A 19,835-nucleotide genomic window follows, 5' to 3' on the forward strand; every position below is an offset into this window, starting at 1 on the left:
CATGGAGATCGCCGGCAGGATTGCGGTGGTGACAGGCGCGGTGGGCGGCATCGGCCGCGCGCTTGCGCTGGCAGCATCCCTGAGCGCGGACTTCTTTGGCTTGCTGCAACGCGCAGGAAAGGACACCTGAATGGACTTGAAGTTTACGCAACGGGAACTGGACTTTCAGCAGGAAGTCCGGGACTTTCTGAACGCCAGCCTGCCAGAGCATATTTGCGCGGCCGTCCGTTCAGGCGCCGAGTTGCCGCGTGCCGTCATACAGGAATGGCATGAAATCCTCGGCCGCAAGGGGTGGCTGGGAACGACGTGGCCGAAAGAATATGGCGGACCCGGCTGGACGCCGGTGGAGCGCTATCTCTTCGATGTGGAATGCAACCGGGCCTGCGCACCGCGCATCGTGCCGTTTGGCCCGAGCATGCTGGGGCCCGTGATCCAGAATTTCGGCAAGCAGGAGCAGAAGGACAGCATTCTGCCACGGATTCTTTCAGGTCAAGACTGGTGGGCGCAAGGCTATTCGGAACCCGGTGCGGGCTCGGATCTTGCGAGTTTGAAAACGCGCGCCGAACGCGATGGCGACCACTATGTCGTCAACGGACAGAAGACATGGACAACCCTTGGGCAGCACGCCAACAAAATCTTCTGCCTCGTGCGGACAAAAAAGGAAGGCAAGCCCCAGGAGGGCATCAGCTTTCTCATGATGGACATCCCCTCTCCGGGGCTTGAGGTGCGGCCCATCCGCCTGATCGAGGGTGGCTATGAGGTCAACGAAGTCTTTCTCGACAATGTGCGTGTGCCCGTCTCCAATCTCGTCGGAGAGGAAAACAAGGGCTGGACGATCGCCAAATTCCTCCTGAGCCACGAGCGCACGAATATCGCGGGCGTCGGCATCTCGATGCAGGCACTGGAAGAGGTGAAATCACTTGCACGCAGGATGATCCGCAAAGGCAAACCTCTTATAGAGGACCCGCTGTTCGCAGCGCGCATCGCCCGCGTGGAAATCGATCTGGAAGCGATGAAGATCACGAATCTGCGCATGCTGTATCAGGCGCAGAAACAGGGCCATCCCGGACCGGAAACTTCCATCCTCAAGATCAAGGGAACGCAGGTCAGTCAGGAACTGCGTGATCTGGCCCGCCGCGCGCTCGGCCCGGTGGCGGCTCCATTTCCGGGAACGATAACCGAAGCAAATCTCATGTTCGGTCCGCTGAACTCGGAGGCCAATGCTGCCACCTATTTCAACAACCGCAAGACATCGATCTTCGGAGGATCGAACGAGATCCAGCGAAATATCCTGACCAAAGCGATGCTGGGATTGTAAGCCATGAATTTCGATATGACTGAAGACCGGCAGATGCTGTCTGAAACGCTCAGCCGCTTCCTTGCCGGCCGGTATGATTGGGAAACGCGCAACCGCGTCGCTTATACCGCGCCTTACTCCGATGCAGGGCAGTGGTCGGAACTGGCCGAGCTGGGTATTCCGGGGGCTCTGGTTCCGGAAGAGCAGGGCGGCTTTGGCGGAACGGGTTTCGATATCTCCGTCGTGTTCGAAGCGCTGGGCCGCGCTCTGTGTCCCGAACCTTTTCTGCCCGCTCTTCTTGCCAGCCGTGTTTTGGGCGCGGTGGGTCAGGATCAGGCAGGCCTTGTCGATGGCTCCATCCGTTATGCGGTGGGCATTTCCGAAATTGATGCCCCCTACGACCTCGCCGGCATTGCCACCTGTGCGCGCGGGAACGGGGTGGGCTTTACTCTTTCGGGCCGCAAGACCGCGGTATATGGCGCGCAGGTGGCGGATAGGCTCCTCATTGCCGCACTGCTGGACGGCAAGCCGGCCGTCTTCGAGGTCGATCCCCGCGCAGCCGGTATCACGCCTTACGGCATGATTGACGGAGGCGGCGCGGCCGAGGTTCTAATGGACGAAACTCCGGCCGTGTTGCTCGCCAGGGACGCCGGGGCGCTGCTGAACAGCGTGATCAGAGCCGGGCGGCTGGCCCTGTGTGCGGAAGCGGTTGGCGCGATGCAGTTTGCCTATGAGCTTCTTCTGGACTACCTCAAAACCCGCCGCCAATTCGGCGTTGCCATTGGAAGCTTCCAAGCCCTTCAGCATCGAACCGTCGATCTGCTGACCGAAATCGAACAGGCCCGTTCGATCACGATTGCGGCCGCCGATGCTCTGGATGGACCTGATGGCGACCTCAGGGCGGCCATGGCAAAGAACCTCATCGGCCGGGCCGCGCGTCTGGTGGCAGAGGAGACGATCCAGATGAGTGGCGGCATCGGCATGACCTGGGAATACGCCGGTTCGCATTACTCCAAACGTCTTGTCATGATCGATCACCAGTTGGGCGACACGGACCATTGCCTTGAGGAGGTCATGCAGTCCTATGCTGCGTGAATAGAGCTTTCCTGAGCACGGACGCAGCGCAGCGACATGTCTAGTTGATTGCTCTGGAACTGACCTTCGTCGGTTCCGAAAACCTTGATGTCTCGTTGCCCAACCCGGCAAGAGGAAAGGGTCGGGCTGCTTTCCTGATGAGGCAAATTCCGGACGCCACACCCCCGGAATATCTCGCGCATTGCAGCTGACGCCTATGGGGGAGGCGAGGAAGGCAGAACGTTCGGCGCTTCCTGAACACCAGCTTGTGGATGCGCGTTCCTGACAAGTCGGCCACTGCACGCACCATGCGGGTGATCGCGCGGGCGAGACACCGTTCCAAAAAAGGGTGGCACCCAACCTGATTTGCCTCTGCCCGAACCAAAGAACGGGATCGCTGATCAGCGGCCCCGTTTTCTCTGGCTGAAAGGCTATTCAGCGGCGGCTGTAACCGGGTGTGCAGATGTCGCGAGCAGTCCGGGCAGCCTGTTTGCCACGATCTGCCGCGCTTCCGACATGATACGCTCGACAAGCTCTCTGACCGTCGGCACGTCGTGAATAAGGCCCTGCACCATGCCGACGGACCAGATGCCATAGTCGAGGTCTCCGGTCTCGTAGACTTTCCTTCCACGCTGGCCCGACACCAGATCCCGGATCTGCTCAAAGCTTGCGCCCTGCTTTTCCTTTTCGACAACTTCCGTGCTCACAGCATTGCGCTGCACACGCGATGTGTTGCGCAAGGTCCGGAAGATCAGGTCGGTAGCACGTTCGTCAGCTTCCACAATCCGCGCCTTTACGGCCTCGTGAACGGGGGCTTCCTGCGTGCAAAGGAAACGTGTGCCCATGTTGATGCCTTCGGCACCCAGCGCCAGCGCCGCGACGAGCCCCCGGCCGTCCGCGAAGCCGCCCGATGCGATAACCGGGATCGACAATTTGCGCGTTGCGGCGGGTATGAGGATCAGGCCGGGAATGTCGTCTTCGCCGGGATGGCCGGCGCATTCGAAACCATCAATCGAGATCGCGTCGACGCCAAGGCGCTCAGCTGAAAGCGCGTGTCTGACCGATGTGCATTTATGGATGACTTTCACCCCGGCTGCACGGAAGGATTCAAGATGCTCGGTCGGCCGGTTCCCTGCGGTTTCGACGATCTTGATCCCTTCTGAGATCAATGCATCCCGGTACTCAGCATAAGGCGGCGGGTTGATGGTGGGCAGTGTCGTCAGATTGACGCCAAAAGGACGATCCGTCATGTCGCGGCAGCGGCGGATTTCCTGTGCCAGCGCTTCCGGGGTGGGCTGAGTGAGGGCAGTGATGAAACCCAGAGCGCCGGCATTGGCAACGGCGGAAACAAGTTCGGCCCGTCCCACCCACTGCATGCCGCCCTGAACGATGGGGTGTTCGATTCCGAACATGCGGGTGAAGCGATTTTCAAACGATGTCATGCGGCCGACTCCTCATAGCCGTGGCAGGATGATTTCAGATGGGCGAGGATCAGGAGCATCGCGCCAGCCGGCCTTGCCGGTCCTGCCGGATAAAGCACTGAATGCACTTATACGCTTTTGTCGCCACCTGCCTGAAAGTGCAACAACTTCCTTCTCCGTTTCATAGTGGTGCAGCCATGTGAATGGGCCCGTCCAGCAACCTGAATTCCTCATCCACAGGAAGGCAGGCCACAGGCCCATGATCGGGAATAGATCATCGCTGTCCGTATAGAAAAACAACACGCCCGGCATCCCGAACGGAGTGATTGCTCCCTCTCGATTTATTGCCATGTTCAGAGGCGGATGAAGGCATCCGCAATGTCTGCCAGTTTATGCTTGGCGAGAACCGGTAGAGTCTTCTTATGCTGGTTGCGCGCTCTGATCACGGGCTGACGAGGCGGAACGGTTCTACGGCAGGCCAAAATCGTTTGCTGGTGCCGTCCGGCGCAGCTGGCCAAATGCTCAGTTCTGCCTGTGAGGCGCGTCACGAGACCAGACAAAAAAACCCGGAGCAAGACTCCGGGTTTTTCATGTTCGCGTTTGTTGCCGTCAGAGCTTGTTGGCGCGCTGCTGCACCATCATGAAGGTGTCGAAATTGTATTCGGCCACCTGCGCCCACAGATAGTGGTCCTTGCGGAACGCGGCCATCGAATCCCAGATCTTCCTGAATTCCTCGTTCTTGGCGCTCATCTCCGTGTAAATCTCGCTGGCGGCATCGAAGCAGGCCGACAGGATTTCCTGATTGAAGGGGCGAAGCTGTGCACCATTGGCGACCAGCGAGCGCAGCGCCTTCGGGTTCAGGTAATCGTATCTTTGCAGCATGTCGGCATCCGCCGCGCGGCAGGCGGTGTGCAGCATCGCCTTGTAGGCGGCCGGCAGTTCCTCGTACTTGTCCTTGTTGAACATGAAGTGGACGGTCGGGCCGCCTTCCCACCAGCCGGCATAGTAGTAATAAGGCGCGACCTTGTGGAAGCCGAGCTTCTCGTCGTCATAGGGGCCGACCCATTCGGCGGCGTCGATGGTGCCCTTTTCAAGCGACGGATAGACATCGCCGCCGGCAAGCTGCTGCGGCACGACGCCGAGCTTCTCCACCACCGCTCCGGCGAAGCCGGCAATGCGCATCTTGAGGCCCTTGAGGTCGTCGAGCGTGTTGATTTCCTTGCGGAACCAGCCGCCCATCTGGGTTCCGGTATTGCCGCCGGGCAGGCCGAACAGGTTCTGCTTGGCGAGGAATTCGTTGTAAAGCTCGATGCCGCCGCCATGATAGTGCCAGGCATTGCGGCCGCGCGCGTTGAGCGAGAACGGCACGTCGGAACCCAGCGCCCATGCCGGGTCCTTGCCCCAGTAATAGTAGCCTACCGTGTGCGCCACTTCGACGGTGCCGGTGCTGGCAGCGTCTGCGGCCTGCAGGCCGGGCACCAGCTCACCGGCGGCGAAGACCTGAATCTGGAAATTGCCGTCGGTCGCTTCCGACAGCATCTTCGCCATCACCTCGCCGCCGCCATAGACGGTTTCCAGCGATTTCGGGAAGGAGGAGGCGAGCCGCCATGTGATCTTCGGGTTGCTCTGGGCGATGGCCGGGGTGGCAAGTGCTGCCCCGGCGGCAACGGCTCCCACGCCGGTCGTGCCGGCCTTCCTGATGAATGAACGGCGATCCATAAATTCTCCTCCCTTTCCTGATGGTGCACCAGCCTGCAACGAATACCTCCGAAAGGAAGTATTTGATTTGCCAGGCCAGCTTTCGGCAAGACATTACACGCGGTCAATATCGAGTCCAGCGCCAAGGGCTGTCGGGCGATCGATCAGGATGAGACCTTCGACTATAGTATGAAATGGCCGGTAGGCTGCTGTGTTGAAGTTTTTGCCAGTTCACGACCGGCGAGACACAAAGTCCCACACGCGTTGCACTTGTTGTATTTGGCCACATCAGGCGCCATTAATAGAAAAGCGGTGAGACGGATGATCGGTTCCGTGCACCCGCAGGCCTTGCGGGTGCGAAAAAATACCGGCGCCGATGCTGCAGGTGAAGCCGCAGGAGCGGCCATGGAGAATTCGGTATGAAGGGACGCCCCGCCCCGCAACGCACCATCGTCGTGGATGGCAAGCCGCTGCCCGAGGTTCTGGACGAGAAGATGATCGTCGCGGTCGTTCACGGATTCTACGACGAAATCCGCAGGGACGAATTACTGGGGCCGATTTTCATGGGCGCAATCGCGCCGGAGGAGTGGCCTCACCATCTGGACAAGATGTGTGACTTCTGGTCGGCAACCCTTTTGCGCACCGGCCGCTACGATGGCCGCCCTCTGGCGCCTCATCTAAGGCTCCCGGGACTTGGTGAAGCGCATTTCCGGCGCTGGCTCACCCTGTTCAGGGCGACCGTTCGCAAGCTTTGCCCGCCGGAGGTGGCGGCGCTGTTCATGGACAGGGCCATGCGCGTCGCGCATTCATTCCGGCTGGCCATTGCTTTCCACCACGGGGAGGATTCGCTGAAAATCCAACCCATCCTTGAGGACACGCTGTCATGACGGCCCGCGCGAAGCATCTGCCACTCGACGTAGGAGAGAGTCGCGGAGGCGAGTGGCCCGCCCTGCTATCCTACGGGTTCCGGCCATTCTTCCTGCTCGGTGCGCTTTATGCGGGTCTGGTCGTTCTGGCATGGTTGCCGATCTTCAGCGGCACCATCGAGACCTCCAGCACATTTACGCCGGTGGACTGGCATGTTCACGAAACCATGTTTGGCTATCTGGCGGCCATCATCACCGGCTTCCTGCTCACCGCCATTCCCAACTGGACCGGCCGCCTGCCCGTGCGGGGCGCACCGCTGCTGGCGCTGGTGCTTTTGTGGCTGGCAGGTCGCTTCGCCGTCTTCTTCTCCGCCGAGATCGGCTGGATCGCCGCCGCGATCATCGATTGCGCGTTCCTCGTCGCCGTTGCCGCTTCCGCGGCGAAGGAGATCGTCGCCGGTCGCAACTGGCGCAACCTCATGGTGCTGGTTCCAGCCACCGTGTTCCTGCTGGCCAACGTGCTGTTCCACGTCGAAGCGGGCCTTGGCGGCTCCAGCGACTACGCGCGCAGATTGGCGATCGGCGCTGCCGTGATGCTGATCGTCATCATCGGGGGACGCATCATCCCGAGCTTCACCCGCAACTGGATGGTGCGTGAGAATCCCGGCCGGCTGCCGGTTCCCTTCAACAGCTTCGACAAGATCACGCTGCTGGTCTGCGCCATTGCCCTGCTTTTGTGGACGGTTGCTCCAGATGGCATGATGGCGGGCCTTGTGCTGTGCCTGGCCGGGGTTCTTCATCTCGCCCGCCTTGCCCGCTGGGCGGGAGACCGCACCCTGCGCGATCCGCTGGTGCTGATCCTGCACCTCGGCTACCTCTTCGTGCCCGCCGGGTTGCTGCTGGGCGGAATCTCGGCGCTCGACCCGGCCAGCGTTCCGGCAGTTGCCGCCCTTCATGCCTTCGGCGTCGGCGCCATAGGCACCATGACGCTGGCCGTGATGACCCGCGCGACGCTCGGTCATACCGGGCGTGACCTCCGGGCCGATGTGCCGACCCGACTGATCTATGCGGCGATCGTGCTTGCCGCGCTGGCGCGCATCATTGCCGCTTTCATGCCGGACGAGATCGGTCTTCTGCACCTGTCGGCCGGCTTGTGGGCACTTGCTTTTTTCGGCTTTTGCCTGCGCTATGGAGGCATGTTGCTGCAGCCGAAACTGAAACCCAGGCAGCCCTCGCAACCGCCGGGAAGACCTGCATGACCGCCTTTGTCCGACATCCTCTCGTGGCGCGAGACGCAGCCGGCGCATTTACCCTCGACGCCGATCTGCTGGCGAAACATTTCGGCTGGCCGGCCGAAACCCTGCGCGATTTCATGCGGCGCGGCATGGTGGCCAGCACAGTCGAGCGCGGCGAGGGCGAAGACGAAGGCAAATGGCGGCTCACCGTGCGCTGCGGCAACCGAAGATGGCAGGCCATCGTCGGCCCGGATGGCGCGATTTCCGACGAGCACCTCGAATTCGTACCCCTGCGCAGTGGAAGGCCGGCGTGAGCGTAAGCGCAATCAGGCGAATGACGCGCGTTCGCATCATGCCGCCAAAAGCATCGTTTTTACTGTAGCTGGTTGTTTCTCCAGCCTATTTTCAATAGAAAACTCCTATCGTACCATTAGGTCAGCCGCCTTGACGCATCGTCCGGATGCACGATCTATAAGGCATGGTTACGACATTCATCGGCAAGAAATCGGCTGCCGCCGGCGGCTGGGGTGCTCTGAAAAGCTGCGGCAAGAAGCTGCTGGCCAGCGGTTCGCCGCTGACCGGCGCGCGCACCATGCTCAAGGCCAACCAGCCGGACGGTTTCGATTGCCCCGGCTGCGCGTGGGGCGATCCGGAGCACGGCTCCTCCTTTGAGTTCTGCGAGAACGGCGTCAAGGCTGTCGCATGGGAGGCGACGGAAAAGCGTGCCACGCCGGAATTCTTCGCCGCCCATACGGTGACGGAGCTGCGCGCGCTGACCGACTATGAGCTGGAGCTCAACGGCCGGCTCACCCATCCCATGCGCTACGACGCCGCCAGCGACCGCTACCTGCCGATCGACTGGGAACAGGCTTTCGCCGAGATCGGCACCATCCTGCGCGGGCTGGATAATCCCGACCGCGCAGAATTCTACACCTCGGGCCGGGCCAGCAACGAGGCGGCCTATCTCTACCAGCTCTTCGTGCGCATGTATGGCACGAACAATTTCCCCGATTGCTCGAACATGTGCCACGAGGCGAGCGGCGTTGGCCTCAGGCAGTCGATAGGCGTGGGCAAGGGCACGGTTCTGCTTGAGGATTTCGAGGAGGCCGACGCCATCTTTGTCATCGGCCAGAACCCCGGCACCAACCACCCGCGCATGCTGGGCGACCTGCGGCGTGCGGCCATGCGCGGTGCGCGCATCGTCGTCTTCAACCCGATCCGCGAGCGCGGTCTGGAGCGGTTCTCCGATCCGCAGGACAAGATCGAGATGATCCGGGGCGGCTCCACCGACATTGCCAGTCACTATTTCCAGCCCGCGCTGGGCGGCGACATGGCTGCCGTGCGCGGCATGGCCAAGGTGGTTCTGGCGGCCGAGGATGCGGCCGTGGCGGCCGGCCGGCCTTCCATTCTCGACCATGCCTTTCTTGCCCAGCATTGCGCGGGCTTCGGGGATTATCGCCGTGCGGTCGAGGCCACCGGCTGGGACGAGATCGAGGACCAGTCCGGCCTGACGCGCGCCGAGATCGAGCGGGCGGCGGACGTCTACATGAGCGCCGATCGGGTCATCTGCACCTGGGCCATGGGCGTGACCCAGCATCTGCATTCGGTTGCCACCATCCGCGAGATTTCCAATTTCATGTTCCTGCGCGGCAATGTCGGCCGGCCGGGAGCGGGGCTGTGCCCGGTGCGCGGCCATTCCAACGTGCAGGGCGACCGCACCGTCGGCATCAACGAGAAGCCGCCGGCGGCCTTCATCGATGCGCTGGAAAAGGAGTTCGGCTTCACCGCTCCGCGCAAGGACGGGCACAATGTGCTGGCGGCCATCGGCGCCATGCTAGACGGCTCGGCGCAGGCCTTCATCGGCCTCGGCGGCAACTTTGCCCGCGCAACGCCGGACAGCGCGCTGGTTTCTAAGGCACTGGCGAAGCAGAAGCTCACCGTCCACATCGCCACCAAGCCCAACCATTCGCATCTCATGCCGGGCGAGGTCAGCTTCATCCTGCCCTGCCTCGGCCGCACCGAGATGGACCTCAACGCGCAGGGACAGTCCCAGCTCGTCAGCGTCGAGGATTCCATGAGCATGGTGCACGGCTCGGGCGGCATCAACCGCCCCGCTTCGCGCCATCTGCGCTCCGAAGTGGCGATCATCGCCGGCATTGCTGCCGCCACCGTCGGTTCCGCCAAGGTGGACTGGATGGCGCTGGCTGAGGACTATGATCGCATCCGCGACCATATCGCCGCCACCATTCCGGGCTTCGAGAATTACAACAAGCGCCTGCGCAAGCCGCGCGGCTTCCATCTGCGCAACAGTGCCGCCCATCGGGAATGGAACACGCCGGCCGGCAAGGCCACCTTCTTCGCCGGGCCGCTGCCGCTGGAGACCGTGCACCAGCGGGCGCGGCGTGAAAACAATCGCTTCGCCTTGCAGACTTTCCGTTCGCACGACCAGTACAACACCACCGTCTACGGGCTCGACGATCGCTATCGCGGCGTCTATGGCGAGCGGCAGGTGATCTTCATCAACCCGCAGGATCTGAGCGAGATGGGTGCGGAGGCGGGCGACCGGGTCGACGTGGTCGGCGTGCATGATGACGGCATCGAGCGCGTGGCGCCGAGCTTCCGCTTCGTGCCTTACGACATTCCACGCGGCAGCATCGCCGGCTACTATCCCGAGCTCAACGTCCTGGTGCCGCTGGGCAGCGCCGGCGAGGAAAGCGACACGCCGACCTCGAAATCCGTCATGGTGAAGTTCCGTCTTCCAGAGGCGGCGTGACGCGCACTGAGCCGGACGCCGAAGCCTTCGTCGATACCACCGAACGGCTGATGCGGCTGGAATCGCGCCTCAGCCCGTTGCAGGCGGGGCTTCTGGCCGCACATCATCTTGGCATAGCCCGCGACAGCCGAAGCTTTTCGCGTCTGCTCGACATCGAGCATGCGCTGGTGCTGCGCGAGATCACGGCGCTCGAAGAAACCGGTGAACTGCTCAGCGTCACGAGGCGCGATGCCCGCACGATGCGGACCTTCTACGAGTCCGGGCCCGAAGGTGCGCGCCTGCTTGCCGCGTTTGGAATTCCGCCCTCCTGAACGGTTTTGCCGCAACGTAAACCCTGCGTTGTGGAACTTTTCCACGTGATGGTTGTTCAGCCAGCTCAAGGCAACATCTGGTGGAGTTCAGACATGATAGAAGTAACGACGACCCACGAACATGCGCGCGTGGCCTCGTGGGGGGCGATCATTGCCGGTGCGGTCACCGTGCTGGCTGTATCCATCCTGCTTTCCATGCTCACCACTTCGCTCGGGCTCGGCATGGTCGACGCGCAGGCGCGCAACCCTCTTGAAGGCGTGGGCATGGCTGTCGGCTTTTCCTCGGCGGTGGCCGTTCTGATCAGCCTTGCGGCCGGCGGTTTTGTCGCCGGGCGGCTGGCCGGGAACGCGGGTTTCACCCATGGCTTCCTGACATGGGCGGTTGCCATGCTGGTGGCGATCGTGCTCAGCGTCATGGCGATCTCGGGTGCCGCGCGCACTACGGCTTCGGCCGTCGGCTCGGTTGCTTCGGCGGCTGGCAGCGTGGCCGGGGCCGCGGGCAATGCCGCTGGTGGCGCAGCGTCCGCCCTTGCCGGTGCAGTCGATGACAAGCTGATCGGCGAGTTCGATCTCGATCAGACCCGCCGCGACCTGCGCAGCCAGCTTCGCAACACGCAGATCGAAGCCCTGCAGCCGGAGAACCTCGAACCAGTTCTTGAGGGGGCACGCGAGGATGTGACCAGCGCCGGACGCGAGCTTGCCTTCAACCCGGGCGACTTCGGCCGTATCGCCGAAGATCTCGGCAAGAACCTGAAGGCGCGGGTCGATTCCGTTGCCGGCGACATCAACCGTGACGATGTCGTGACCGGGCTGGTCAACAACGGCATGACCCGTGAGGAAGCCGAACAGGCTGCCGACAAGGCCGTCGAAACCTACACCAAGGCCCGCGATGCCATCACTGCCCGCATCGATCAGGCCGAGCAGACGCTCGCCAATGCCCGTCAGCGTCTTGACGAGATGGAAGCGGAAGCTCGCCGTCAGGCCGATGCAGCTGCCTCCGCCGCCTCCAGCGCGGCGCTGTGGGGCTTCCTGGCCTCGCTTGTGGGCGCTGCCGTCGCGTCCTTCGCAGGCCTGTTCGGCATGCGCAGCCGCGACCGCTACCACTTCGCCTGATCGGGCGATGGGCGCGGGTTTCCCGAGGGAACCCGCGCCCGAATTCCATTTTTCATCGCACCATTGGAAGACGGCTCATGCGCAAGCTTGACCTCAGAAGCGGCACTCCCGTGTGGATGTCCTACCGCAGCCGCAGACCGGCCGAGTCGAAATTGGCCGGGGATGTTTCGACCGATGTGCTGATCGTCGGCATGGGCATTTCGGCCGCCATGGTGGCCGACCTGCTGACCGAGGCCGGACATGATGTCGTGATGATCGACAGGCGCGGCGTCTCGCTCGGATCGACGCCGGCAACGACGGCACTCATCCAGTATGAGGTCGACACGCCGCTGGGTGAGCTGAAGGAAAAGATCGGCGCCGACAACGCACTGCGGGCATGGCGGCGCGCGCGGCTGGCTGTCGGCAATCTGCGCGAGCGCATTGCCGAGCTTGGCATCGATTGCCACATGGTGCCGCGTCCCACGCTCTACCTTGCCGGCAATGTGCTGACGGGTTCGGCCTTGCGCGAGGAAGCGGACATGCGTGCCGCCGCCGGGCTTTCGGCGCGCTATCTTACCGCCTCGCAGCTCCGGTCTGGATTCGGCATCGATCGTGCAGGCGCGATCCTGTCGCAGGGCAATCTGGCGCTCGATCCGGTCAAGCTGACCGGCGGCCTGCTTCTGGCCGCGCTACGGCGCGGCGCGCGCCTTCATGCGCCGGAAGAGGCAGTGAAGATCGTGCACAGGCGTGATGGCGTGAAGGTCACGACGCGCTCGGGTCATGAAATCTCCGCAAACCATGTGGTGCTGGCCACCGGCTATGAGTTGATGGACGTTGTCAGCGATGACCGTCACCAGATCATTTCCACCTGGGCGATCGCCACCAGACGCCAGCCGAAGTCGAAATTGTGGCCGGGTGAAGCGCTGATCTGGGAGGCTTCCGATCCCTATCTCTACATGCGCACCACCCATGACGGTCGCGTCATCTGCGGCGGCGAGGATGCGGAATTCGAGGATGAGGACAAGCGCGACGCGCTTTTGAAGGAGAAGACGCAGCGGATTTCCCGAAAGCTCGGCAAGCTGCTTCCCGATCTCGATCCGACCGCGGAATTCGCATGGGCGGGCAGCTTCGGCAACACCTCGACCGGCCTTCCTCTTATCGGCCCGGTTCCCGGCAAGCCGCGCCTGTTTGCCCTGATGGGCTATGGCGGCAACGGCATCACCTTCTCCCGCATCGGTGCCGAACTGATCCGCACCAGTCTCGCCGGGGCCGGGGATACCGATGCCGATATTTTTGCCCTGTGAAGCGAAAGGCGGTGAAGCGGGCGGCCGGTCAGCCCATCCGCTTCAGTGCATCCATGAAATAGGGCCGGAATGCCTGCGGGTGCTCCGACATCGGGAAATGTCCAAGCTCGGGCATGACCGTCAGCGTCGCGCCGGCAATGGCGTCGGCGGTGCGTTTCGCATCGTCGGGCGTGCAGGTCAGGTCATAGGCGCCCACCAGCAGATGCACCGGTGTTCGGCTGGTGTCGATAAGGGGCAGCCGTTCGATGAGGCTTGCATCCTTCGTGTAGAACGAAAGATCGCCACGGAACACGCCGGGGCCGGATTGCATGAACATCCACAGCGTCGCCCAGCGGTCTGCCGCCGGCGCGTGGGGTGAAATGTTGGTGGAAACCAGCGCCGCGCCCATTTCCCCGCCATGGGCGTCGGGCCGATGGAACCAGTCGATGTCGTACCAGGCCGGCTGGAAATCCGAGGCTTCGATGGCGATGAAGCCCGCAAAGCGTTCGGGATGCAGTGCAGCGATCTGGAGTGCGATGCGCCCGCCCATCGAGCAGCCGGCGAGAATGGGTTTCTCCAGCGAAAGCGCATCCGCAACCGCCAGAACCGTCTCGATATAGGTTTCTGTGGTGAGCAGATATTCCTCGGTCTCGAAGCCGTGCGGCGGCAGGGATTTACCGTGCCACGGCATGTCGAAGGCGAAGAAGCGGTGCCCGGCGGCAAGCTCCGCATCGTTGAGGACATGCCGCCACTGCCGCGTGTCGGCACCCGCCGTGTGGAGGCACAGGACCGGACGGCCTTCGCCTGCCATCTCGACATAGATGCGCTGCCCGCGCCCGGCGACGGTGATGTTTATGTAGCGTCCGGTGACTGGCTCGAAACTCATGCCGGCTGCTCCCCGTTCGCTGCAGGGCGGCCGAGCGCCATGAATTCCTTGAAGAAGCGCAGGTTTTTCACCAGCGCCAGAATGTCGCCGTCGATACGGCCGCGGCCGATCTTCACAAGGCCGAAGATGTCATGAAAACCGGGTGCGGGCCGAGGCTCCCAGAACGCTTCGAGCGCCTGCCTGTCGGTACGCAGAGCGAAGCGCCACGGTGTCTTTGCCGAAGGACCGGGCGTGACCAATATGAGTTGCCCGTCGCGGAATTGCAGATAGAACGACTGGTCTTCGACCTCGATCAGCACGGTTTCGCAAAACAGCCGTCCGAGGCGCAGAATATGCGGCGAGGCGTTGTGGCGCCGCTGCATCGTCAACAAGGTTTCAAGCATGATGTGTTTGTCCTCCGAGTCGCATCGACCTGCCCGGAGCAATGCGGCATCATTCCATCAAGAGCAGCAGCACCTCCGAGGCAATGCCGGTCGGGGTATGTCCCGATACCGGCGCGCCGCAGGCACCGGAGGGTAGGGAAGGACGGGGTATCGGGCGATACCGGGCGGTGCATTGGCGGCGCCGGGGGAGGCGTGAATAGTTGGGACGGTACAGCGGGCAGGCAGGGCCCGTCATCGCAGACCCGGGAGGATAGGCATGCGCAACGTAACCATCGACACAGTCACCGACGCCGTTATCGACTCGCTTGGCAGGCATGGCGAAATCTCGCCGCGCCAGCGCGAGATCATGACGTCGCTTCTTAAGCATCTGCATGGCTTTTGCCGCGATGTGAAACTCCAGCATCACGAGTTCCTTCAGGCCTGCGACTACCTCGCCCGGGCCGGCCAGGTGTGCGACGACAAGCGTCAGGAGTTCATCCTGCTCGGCGACATTCTGGGCGTCGAGGTGCTGGTCGACATGCTGTCGAACCCGATCGACGGCAGCGAGAGCGAATCCACCGTGCTCGGGCCGTTCTATCGCGAAAACCCGCCGGTGCTGCCCAAGGGCGCGTCGACCGTCCAGAAGCATTTCGAAGATGAGGAAACCGTACTCGTCGAAGGCTATGTCACCGACACGGAAGGCAAGCCGCTGGCCGGCGTGACCCTCGACATCTGGGAAGACGCGCCGAACGGCCTCTACGAGAACCACGACCCGGACCAGCCCGAATACAATCTGCGCGGCCGTTTCGAGACTGACGAGGAGGGTCATTTCGTTCTGCGCGCCGTGCGCCCCGTGCCCTATCCGATCCCGGACAACGAAACGGCCGGCGAGCTCATCCGCTACATGGGCCATCACCCCAACCGGCCGGGACACCTCCACTTCATCCTCGCCAAGGATGGCTATCGCACTCTGGTCAGCCAGGTCTTCGACGCTGACAGCCCATGGCTGGACGAAGACTCCGTGTTCGCGGTCAAGAACAGCCTCGTCGCGACGTTCGAGAAGGGCCGGCCGGGCGATGACACCGACCTCTACGTCCGCTTCGATTTCACGCTGCGGCCGCACGCAGAAGAGCAGAGGCTGGCGGCCGAATAAACTTCATCTTCCCAAGCATATGAATGCCGCGCCCCGGAAGGGCGCGGCATTTTGCGTTTGGACCGGCCCGGACGCGCGGCTTGCCATCAACACGGCATTTCGTCAGCTTGGAGCACAGGGAGCAGATGCATGAACCTGAAGCAGATCGAATATTTCATCGCCCTTGCCGAGGAGCTGCATTTCGGCCGCGCCGCCGAGCGGCTGGGCATGGCGCAACCGCCGCTGTCGCGCCAGATCCAGCAGATCGAGGCCGATCTCGGCGCGCAGCTCATCAACCGTGGCCGCAACGCCATTTCGCTGACGCAGGCCGGCGAGCGCTTCTATGAGCGCGGCTCGGCCCTGCTGGCAGAGCTGAGCGACATCAGGCTGGAGATCCGGCGCATCGGACAGGGCGCGGAGGGGCGCCTGCGCATCGGCTTCGTCGGCTCGGCCACCTACGGCATGCTGCCAACGATCCTGAAGTCGTTCCGCGCCTCCTGGCCGGAAGTGAACCTGTCGCTGGTGCCGATGAACAACGCCCAGCTCCAGCGCTCGCTGATCAGGCGCGACATCGACATCGCCATCGCGCGCCCGGCGCTGAATGACAGCGAGATCGTCACCCGCAAGCTCATCGACGAGCCGCTGGTGCTGGCCGCACCCGATGCGCTGATCACCGCGCCCGGACCAGTTTCGCTGCCCGAGCTTGGGGCCGTTTCCTATATTCTCTACCCGGAATATCCGCGCCCCTCGTTTGCCGATGTGGTGATCGAAGCCTGCGAAAGCGTAGGCGCCGACATTTCACGCCGGGTCTTCACCATGGATTTCCAGACGGCGATCGCACTGGTCTCTGTGGGCGAGGGGGTGGCGCTGGTGCCGGCATCCGTCGGAACGGCACAGCGTCATGGCGTGCGCTATCACGAGATTGCGGGCCTGACGGTTCGCACCGGCATTTCCGTCAATCACCGCATCGACGAGCAGGGCATCCACGTCCACAATTTCGTGACGCTGGCGCAAAAGGTGGCGCGCAAGGTGGTCTGATCAGGGCGCGCCGACGGCGCGCAGGCTGTCGCTGCGGTCGCGGCGATAGAATTTCACCTTGTCCGGGTCGGGCATGGTGCCGATGCCGGGGCCCGTGGGGACCGCGACGGAGAAGTCGCGATAGTCCAGCGGTTCGGCGAGGATTTCCTCGGTCAGAAGCAGCGGGCCGAACAGCTCCGTGCCCCATGCCAGTTCCGGCACGGTGGAGAAGAGCTGCACGGCAGCGGCGGTTCCGAGCCCGCTTTCCAGCATGGTGCCGCCATAGAGGCCGATGCCGGCGGCGCGCGCAATGGCGATGACCTCGGCGGCCGGAAGCAGCCCGCCGGACTGGCACACCTTGACCGCAAACACATCGGCGGCGTGCTCGCAGGCGACGCGCATGGCATCCGCCGGGCCTTGCAGCACCTCATCGGCCATGATGGCGATCTCGTAGCCCTGTGTTAGGGCGCGCAGGCCGTCGAGACGTTCGCGCGGCACCGGCTGTTCGACCAGCACGCAGCCGATCTCCTGCAACCCCTTCACGCCGTAGCGGGCCTCGGTCAGGCTCCACGCCTGATTGACATCGACGCGGATGGTGCCTTGGTCGCCGACGGCGCGGGCAATGGCCGCGACATGGGCGAGGTCGTCCTTCACCTTGCGCTTGCCGATCTTGAGCTTGAAATCGCGATGCCGGCGTTCCGAAAGCATCTGTTCGGCTTCGGCAATGTCGGTCTCGCTGTTGCCGGAAGCAAGCGTCCACGCCACCGGCAGTCGCTCATGGATGCGGCCGCCGAAAAGCTGCGCTACGGAAGTGCCGAGCCGGCGCGCAAGCCCGTCCCATAAAGCCGTTTCCACGGCCGCGCGGGCGGCATGATTGCCCTTCACCGCGCGCGCCATCAGCCCGCAAGCCGCCGCGATGCGGTCGGCGTCCTTTCCAAGCAGCACCGGCGCAATGTAGCTGTCGACGGCGAGCTTGATGCTTTCCACGCTTTCGGGGCCGTAGGAGAGGCCGCCGATCGAAGCGCCTTCGCCCCAGCCTTCCGATCCGTCCGAAAAGCGGACATGCACGAGAACGACCGACTGGGTCATCATCGTCGTCATCGACAGGACATGGCCGCGCACGGTCGGCACGTCGATGATGATGCTTTCGATATGATCAATGGTGGTCACGTCACGTCCAGTTCTTCAGTGCAATCAATGCCGTGAGTTTCGGGCTGGTGCGGTCGATTGTCCAATACTCGGCAGGTCTGACGCGATACCGCCCACCTCATGCCGCCGCCTGTCCGTTTGTCAGCGAGCGAGCGAAGGAGCGGGCGAAGTCGAGGAACTTGAAGACCTGCGGGCTCTGGTTGTCGGTGCGGGCACAGATCGACAGGCGGGTACGGGCCTGCGCGTCGCTGAGATGGCAGAAGCTGACGCCTGGCCGGTGCGCGGCCTCGCAACAGGCCGGCACGATGGAGATGCCCTCGCCCACGGCCACGAGGCTGATGGCGGTCTGGTAATCCGGCGCCCACACGATATGCGGCGGCTGGAAGCCGGCCTCGCTGCACAGGCCGAGCACCATGTCGGCGAAACAGGGACGCGGCTTGCGCGGAAACAGCACGAAAGGCTGGTCTTTCAGCGCGGCGAGGCGGATCGAACCGCCAAGCTCCTTTGCGGCGTTTTCATGCAGGGCCGCCACCAGCGGTTCCTCGGCGAAAAGCTGCTGGCGCAGGGTGGCGTCATCGAGGCTGGGCCGCACCACTGCCACGTCGATGGCGCGGGTGATGAGCTGTTCGTGGGATTCGGCATTGTTCATGGCGCTGAGCCGCAGGTCCACTTCCGGAAAGGCACAACGAAAACGCTTGATCAGCGTGGGGAAGGGGCCGTGGGTGGCCGAGCCGACGAAGGAGACGCGCAAGACGCCCGAGCCGCCCTTGCCGACAAGGCGCACATCGCGCACGGCGCGCTCGATTTCCTCGGTAATGTAGCTCGCCCGCGTCTTCAGGAGCTCGCCCGCCTGGGTGAGCCCGATCTGGCTGCGACTGCGGTCGAAGAGCTGCACGTCGAGATCGCGTTCGAGCTGCGAGATCATGCGTGACAGTGGCGGCTGGGCTATGCCCAGCCGGTCGGCAGCGCGACCGAAATGCAGTTCGCGCGCCACGGCGAGGAAGTAGCGCAGCCGCCTGATGTCGAAGGGCTGCGCCGTGCTGGCACCGTCTTCGGCGCTCATCTTGTTTCCGGCATCGTCATGCCACCTCCGGCAGGCAGGCGAAGCGTCCGCCGTGGAAAAGCAGGGGGCGCGCCTGCGGATCGCTGCGCATGGAATGCACATGTCCGACGACGATGACATGGTCGCCCGCCGTCATCTCGCTGTGGACATCGGCAACGAACACCGTAGCCGCCTCATCGATCACCGGCAGCCCGCCGAGTTCCGAGAACGGGGCGGCACCTTCGATGCGCGGTTTGCCCGCGAAATGCCAGGCGATGTCCTCCATGCCTTCGCGCAGCACGCTGACGGCGAAAGCCCCTGCGGCGCGCAGCCTCGGCAACATGCGCGCGGTATCGGCCAGCGAAATGGCGATCAGCGGCGGATCGAGTGAGATCGACATGAAGGCGTTGGCGGTCATGGCATGGTCGCCTTCGCCGCAGCGGGTGGAGATCACCGTCACGCCGGTGCTGAACCCGCCGCAGGCATTGCGGAATTCGCGGGCGTCCAGAACGGGGGCGTCCAGAACGGGGGCGTCAGGTGCTGGGGCCAGTGTGGTCACGACAACATCTCCAGATCGAGGGGAGAAAGATTTTGGGCCGCAGCTTCCTGCACAAGGGCGAAGGCGCCGGGCAGAAGGCCGAGCAGGGCGCGGGCCGCGCCGGGCTGGCCGCTGGCGCGCAGGCCGCGGATGCGGGTGGAGGAAATGCGCTCGCCCAGCGGGCAGGTAACGCTCTCGGCCGTCGTCACGCAGAAGCGGGTGGCCAGCAGTGCAAGATCGCCGGTGCGGCCGCAACCGAAGCGGAAATCCTCGCCGACATAGACTTCCCGCACGCCCAGTTCGCTCAGATCGTCGAGGAAGGCTTCGGCCGGGCGCGCGGCGTAGTCCGGCGTGAAGTCCGCCACATGCACCCGGTCGACGCCGAGGGCATAAATGCGTGCCAGCCGTTCGGAGAGCGGGCAGATCGGCCGGCCCCGCCCGAATGCCACCTTGGGCAGCGGGTCGAAGGTCTGAACGAGAGCTGCCAGCCCCTGCGAGCGCGCCCGGCGCAGCATGGCGCCGATCACCGCCTGATGACCGAGATGGACGCCATCGAAAGCGCCTATGGCAATGGATGCACCCGAGGGGCAGGCGTCTATGGGACACGCATCTTTGGTGCGGCGTGCTGAAACCGGGGTGTGCGATAGCGATGCTGGCAT

Annotated in this window: 20 protein-coding genes; 12 read left to right on the forward strand and 8 right to left on the reverse strand. The window is 63.5% G+C overall.

All coding sequences use genetic code 11. The features are described from left to right. The first annotated feature begins 1 nt into the window (after position 1). From MIC97_RS25110 to MIC97_RS14935, 3 genes are read left to right on the forward strand one after another with little or no spacing between them, the layout of a single operon-like run. A complete protein-coding gene (locus tag MIC97_RS25110) occupies positions 2-130 on the forward strand; it encodes a hypothetical protein (RefSeq protein ID WP_275592353.1) in 129 nt (42 codons plus the stop codon). After that, positions 131-1,318, forward strand: a complete 1,188-nt coding sequence (locus MIC97_RS14930) for an acyl-CoA dehydrogenase family protein (protein ID WP_239800657.1) — start codon at positions 131-133, stop codon at positions 1,316-1,318. A gap of 3 nt (positions 1,319-1,321) precedes the next feature. Beyond that, positions 1,322-2,392, forward strand: coding sequence for an acyl-CoA dehydrogenase family protein (locus MIC97_RS14935; RefSeq protein ID WP_239800658.1), 1,071 nt, complete (start codon positions 1,322-1,324; stop codon positions 2,390-2,392). A gap of 410 nt (positions 2,393-2,802) precedes the next feature. Here the strand turns inward: MIC97_RS14935 and MIC97_RS14940 are convergent, their stop codons facing one another. Further along, positions 2,803-3,813, reverse strand: coding sequence for a nitronate monooxygenase family protein (locus tag MIC97_RS14940; protein ID WP_239800659.1), 1,011 nt, complete (start codon positions 3,811-3,813; stop codon positions 2,803-2,805). Between the two features lie 588 nt (positions 3,814-4,401). After that, positions 4,402-5,511, reverse strand: coding sequence for a TRAP transporter substrate-binding protein (locus tag MIC97_RS14945; RefSeq protein WP_239800660.1), 1,110 nt, complete (start codon positions 5,509-5,511; stop codon positions 4,402-4,404). Positions 5,512-5,909: 398 nt separating this feature from the next. Here MIC97_RS14945 and MIC97_RS14950 point away from each other — a divergent pair, with 398 nt between their 5' ends. From MIC97_RS14950 to MIC97_RS14980, 7 genes are all read left to right on the forward strand, one after another. After that, on the forward strand, positions 5,910-6,377 hold the full coding sequence (locus tag MIC97_RS14950; protein WP_239800661.1) for a group III truncated hemoglobin: 468 nt from the start codon (positions 5,910-5,912) through the stop codon (positions 6,375-6,377). Then, positions 6,374-7,615, forward strand: a complete 1,242-nt coding sequence (locus MIC97_RS14955; RefSeq protein WP_239800662.1) for an NnrS family protein — start codon at positions 6,374-6,376, stop codon at positions 7,613-7,615. The genes MIC97_RS14950 and MIC97_RS14955 overlap by 4 nt, the downstream gene beginning before the upstream one ends. Beyond that, entirely contained in the window at positions 7,612-7,905 is a 294-nt protein-coding gene (locus MIC97_RS14960; RefSeq protein WP_183827598.1) for a DUF6522 family protein, read from the forward strand. The genes MIC97_RS14955 and MIC97_RS14960 overlap by 4 nt, the downstream gene beginning before the upstream one ends. Before the next feature lie 164 nt (positions 7,906-8,069). Then, on the forward strand, positions 8,070-10,364 hold the full coding sequence (locus tag MIC97_RS14965) for an FdhF/YdeP family oxidoreductase (RefSeq protein WP_239800663.1): 2,295 nt from the start codon (positions 8,070-8,072) through the stop codon (positions 10,362-10,364). Continuing rightward, on the forward strand, positions 10,361-10,675 hold the full coding sequence (locus tag MIC97_RS14970; protein WP_239800664.1) for a hypothetical protein: 315 nt from the start codon (positions 10,361-10,363) through the stop codon (positions 10,673-10,675). Before MIC97_RS14965 ends, MIC97_RS14970 begins: the two co-directional genes overlap by 4 nt. Before the next feature lie 93 nt (positions 10,676-10,768). After that, positions 10,769-11,788 (forward strand): TIGR04086 family membrane protein, encoded by a 1,020-nt coding sequence (locus MIC97_RS14975; RefSeq protein ID WP_239800665.1) that lies wholly within the window; start codon positions 10,769-10,771, stop codon positions 11,786-11,788. 77 nt (positions 11,789-11,865) lie between these two features. Beyond that, positions 11,866-13,071, forward strand: a complete 1,206-nt coding sequence (locus tag MIC97_RS14980) for an FAD-binding oxidoreductase (protein ID WP_239800666.1) — start codon at positions 11,866-11,868, stop codon at positions 13,069-13,071. Between the two features lie 28 nt (positions 13,072-13,099). On the opposite strand, the gene MIC97_RS14985 is transcribed toward MIC97_RS14980, so the two are convergent. Together MIC97_RS14985 and MIC97_RS14990 are read right to left on the reverse strand one after the other, a co-directional pair. Beyond that, complete coding sequence (locus MIC97_RS14985) at positions 13,100-13,936, reverse strand: alpha/beta hydrolase (RefSeq protein ID WP_239800667.1); 837 nt, start codon at positions 13,934-13,936, stop codon at positions 13,100-13,102. Then, complete coding sequence (locus tag MIC97_RS14990; RefSeq protein ID WP_239800668.1) at positions 13,933-14,319, reverse strand: hypothetical protein; 387 nt, start codon at positions 14,317-14,319, stop codon at positions 13,933-13,935. Before MIC97_RS14990 ends, MIC97_RS14985 begins: the two co-directional genes overlap by 4 nt. Positions 14,320-14,575: 256 nt before the next feature. Here MIC97_RS14990 and MIC97_RS14995 point away from each other — a divergent pair, with 256 nt between their 5' ends. Together MIC97_RS14995 and MIC97_RS15000 are read left to right on the forward strand one after the other, a co-directional pair. Then, entirely contained in the window at positions 14,576-15,451 is an 876-nt protein-coding gene (locus MIC97_RS14995) for a dioxygenase (RefSeq protein WP_239800669.1), read from the forward strand. Between the two features lie 129 nt (positions 15,452-15,580). Then, positions 15,581-16,468, forward strand: coding sequence for a LysR family transcriptional regulator (locus tag MIC97_RS15000; RefSeq protein ID WP_239800670.1), 888 nt, complete (start codon positions 15,581-15,583; stop codon positions 16,466-16,468). Here the strand turns inward: MIC97_RS15000 and MIC97_RS15005 are convergent, their stop codons facing one another. From MIC97_RS15005 to MIC97_RS15020, 4 genes are all read right to left on the reverse strand, one after another. Beyond that, positions 16,469-17,617 carry a muconate cycloisomerase family protein gene (locus MIC97_RS15005; protein WP_239800671.1) on the reverse strand — a complete coding sequence of 383 codons (1,149 nt, stop codon included), beginning with the start codon at positions 17,615-17,617 and terminating at the stop codon, positions 16,469-16,471. A gap of 97 nt (positions 17,618-17,714) precedes the next feature. Further along, the gene (locus MIC97_RS15010; RefSeq protein ID WP_239800672.1) at positions 17,715-18,659 is read right to left on the reverse strand and encodes a LysR family transcriptional regulator; all 945 of its coding nucleotides are present in this window, start codon (positions 18,657-18,659) and stop codon (positions 17,715-17,717) included. A gap of 16 nt (positions 18,660-18,675) precedes the next feature. After that, the gene (locus tag MIC97_RS15015; protein WP_239800673.1) at positions 18,676-19,197 is read right to left on the reverse strand and encodes a flavin reductase family protein; all 522 of its coding nucleotides are present in this window, start codon (positions 19,195-19,197) and stop codon (positions 18,676-18,678) included. Beyond that, positions 19,194-19,835 (reverse strand): FAD synthetase family protein, encoded by a 642-nt coding sequence (locus tag MIC97_RS15020; RefSeq protein WP_239800674.1) that lies wholly within the window; start codon positions 19,833-19,835, stop codon positions 19,194-19,196. Before MIC97_RS15020 ends, MIC97_RS15015 begins: the two co-directional genes overlap by 4 nt.

The sequence above is a fragment of the Aquamicrobium sp. NLF2-7 genome (genome assembly GCF_022359935.1).
Lineage (GTDB): Bacteria > Pseudomonadota > Alphaproteobacteria > Rhizobiales > Rhizobiaceae > Mesorhizobium > Mesorhizobium lusatiense.

Bases quoted from the DNA above. Each gene is read 5' to 3' on its own strand.
- MIC97_RS25110 (WP_275592353.1), top strand. From the start codon at position 2: ATGGAGATCGCCGGCAGGATTGCGGTGGTGACAGGCGCGGTGGGCGGC.
- MIC97_RS14930 (WP_239800657.1), top strand. From the start codon at position 131: ATGGACTTGAAGTTTACGCAACGGGAACTGGACTTTCAGCAGGAAGTC.
- MIC97_RS14935 (WP_239800658.1), top strand. From the start codon at position 1,322: ATGAATTTCGATATGACTGAAGACCGGCAGATGCTGTCTGAAACGCTC.
- MIC97_RS14940 (WP_239800659.1), bottom strand. From the start codon at position 3,813: ATGACATCGTTTGAAAATCGCTTCACCCGCATGTTCGGAATCGAACAC.
- MIC97_RS14945 (WP_239800660.1), bottom strand. From the start codon at position 5,511: ATGGATCGCCGTTCATTCATCAGGAAGGCCGGCACGACCGGCGTGGGA.
- MIC97_RS14950 (WP_239800661.1), top strand. From the start codon at position 5,910: ATGAAGGGACGCCCCGCCCCGCAACGCACCATCGTCGTGGATGGCAAG.
- MIC97_RS14955 (WP_239800662.1), top strand. From the start codon at position 6,374: ATGACGGCCCGCGCGAAGCATCTGCCACTCGACGTAGGAGAGAGTCGC.
- MIC97_RS14960 (WP_183827598.1), top strand. From the start codon at position 7,612: ATGACCGCCTTTGTCCGACATCCTCTCGTGGCGCGAGACGCAGCCGGC.
- MIC97_RS14965 (WP_239800663.1), top strand. From the start codon at position 8,070: ATGGTTACGACATTCATCGGCAAGAAATCGGCTGCCGCCGGCGGCTGG.
- MIC97_RS14975 (WP_239800665.1), top strand. From the start codon at position 10,769: ATGATAGAAGTAACGACGACCCACGAACATGCGCGCGTGGCCTCGTGG.
- MIC97_RS14980 (WP_239800666.1), top strand. From the start codon at position 11,866: ATGCGCAAGCTTGACCTCAGAAGCGGCACTCCCGTGTGGATGTCCTAC.
- MIC97_RS14985 (WP_239800667.1), bottom strand. From the start codon at position 13,936: ATGAGTTTCGAGCCAGTCACCGGACGCTACATAAACATCACCGTCGCC.
- MIC97_RS14990 (WP_239800668.1), bottom strand. From the start codon at position 14,319: ATGCTTGAAACCTTGTTGACGATGCAGCGGCGCCACAACGCCTCGCCG.
- MIC97_RS14995 (WP_239800669.1), top strand. From the start codon at position 14,576: ATGCGCAACGTAACCATCGACACAGTCACCGACGCCGTTATCGACTCG.
- MIC97_RS15000 (WP_239800670.1), top strand. From the start codon at position 15,581: ATGAACCTGAAGCAGATCGAATATTTCATCGCCCTTGCCGAGGAGCTG.
- MIC97_RS15010 (WP_239800672.1), bottom strand. From the start codon at position 18,659: ATGAGCGCCGAAGACGGTGCCAGCACGGCGCAGCCCTTCGACATCAGG.
- MIC97_RS15020 (WP_239800674.1), bottom strand. From the start codon at position 19,835: ATGCCAGCATCGCTATCGCACACCCCGGTTTCAGCACGCCGCACCAAA.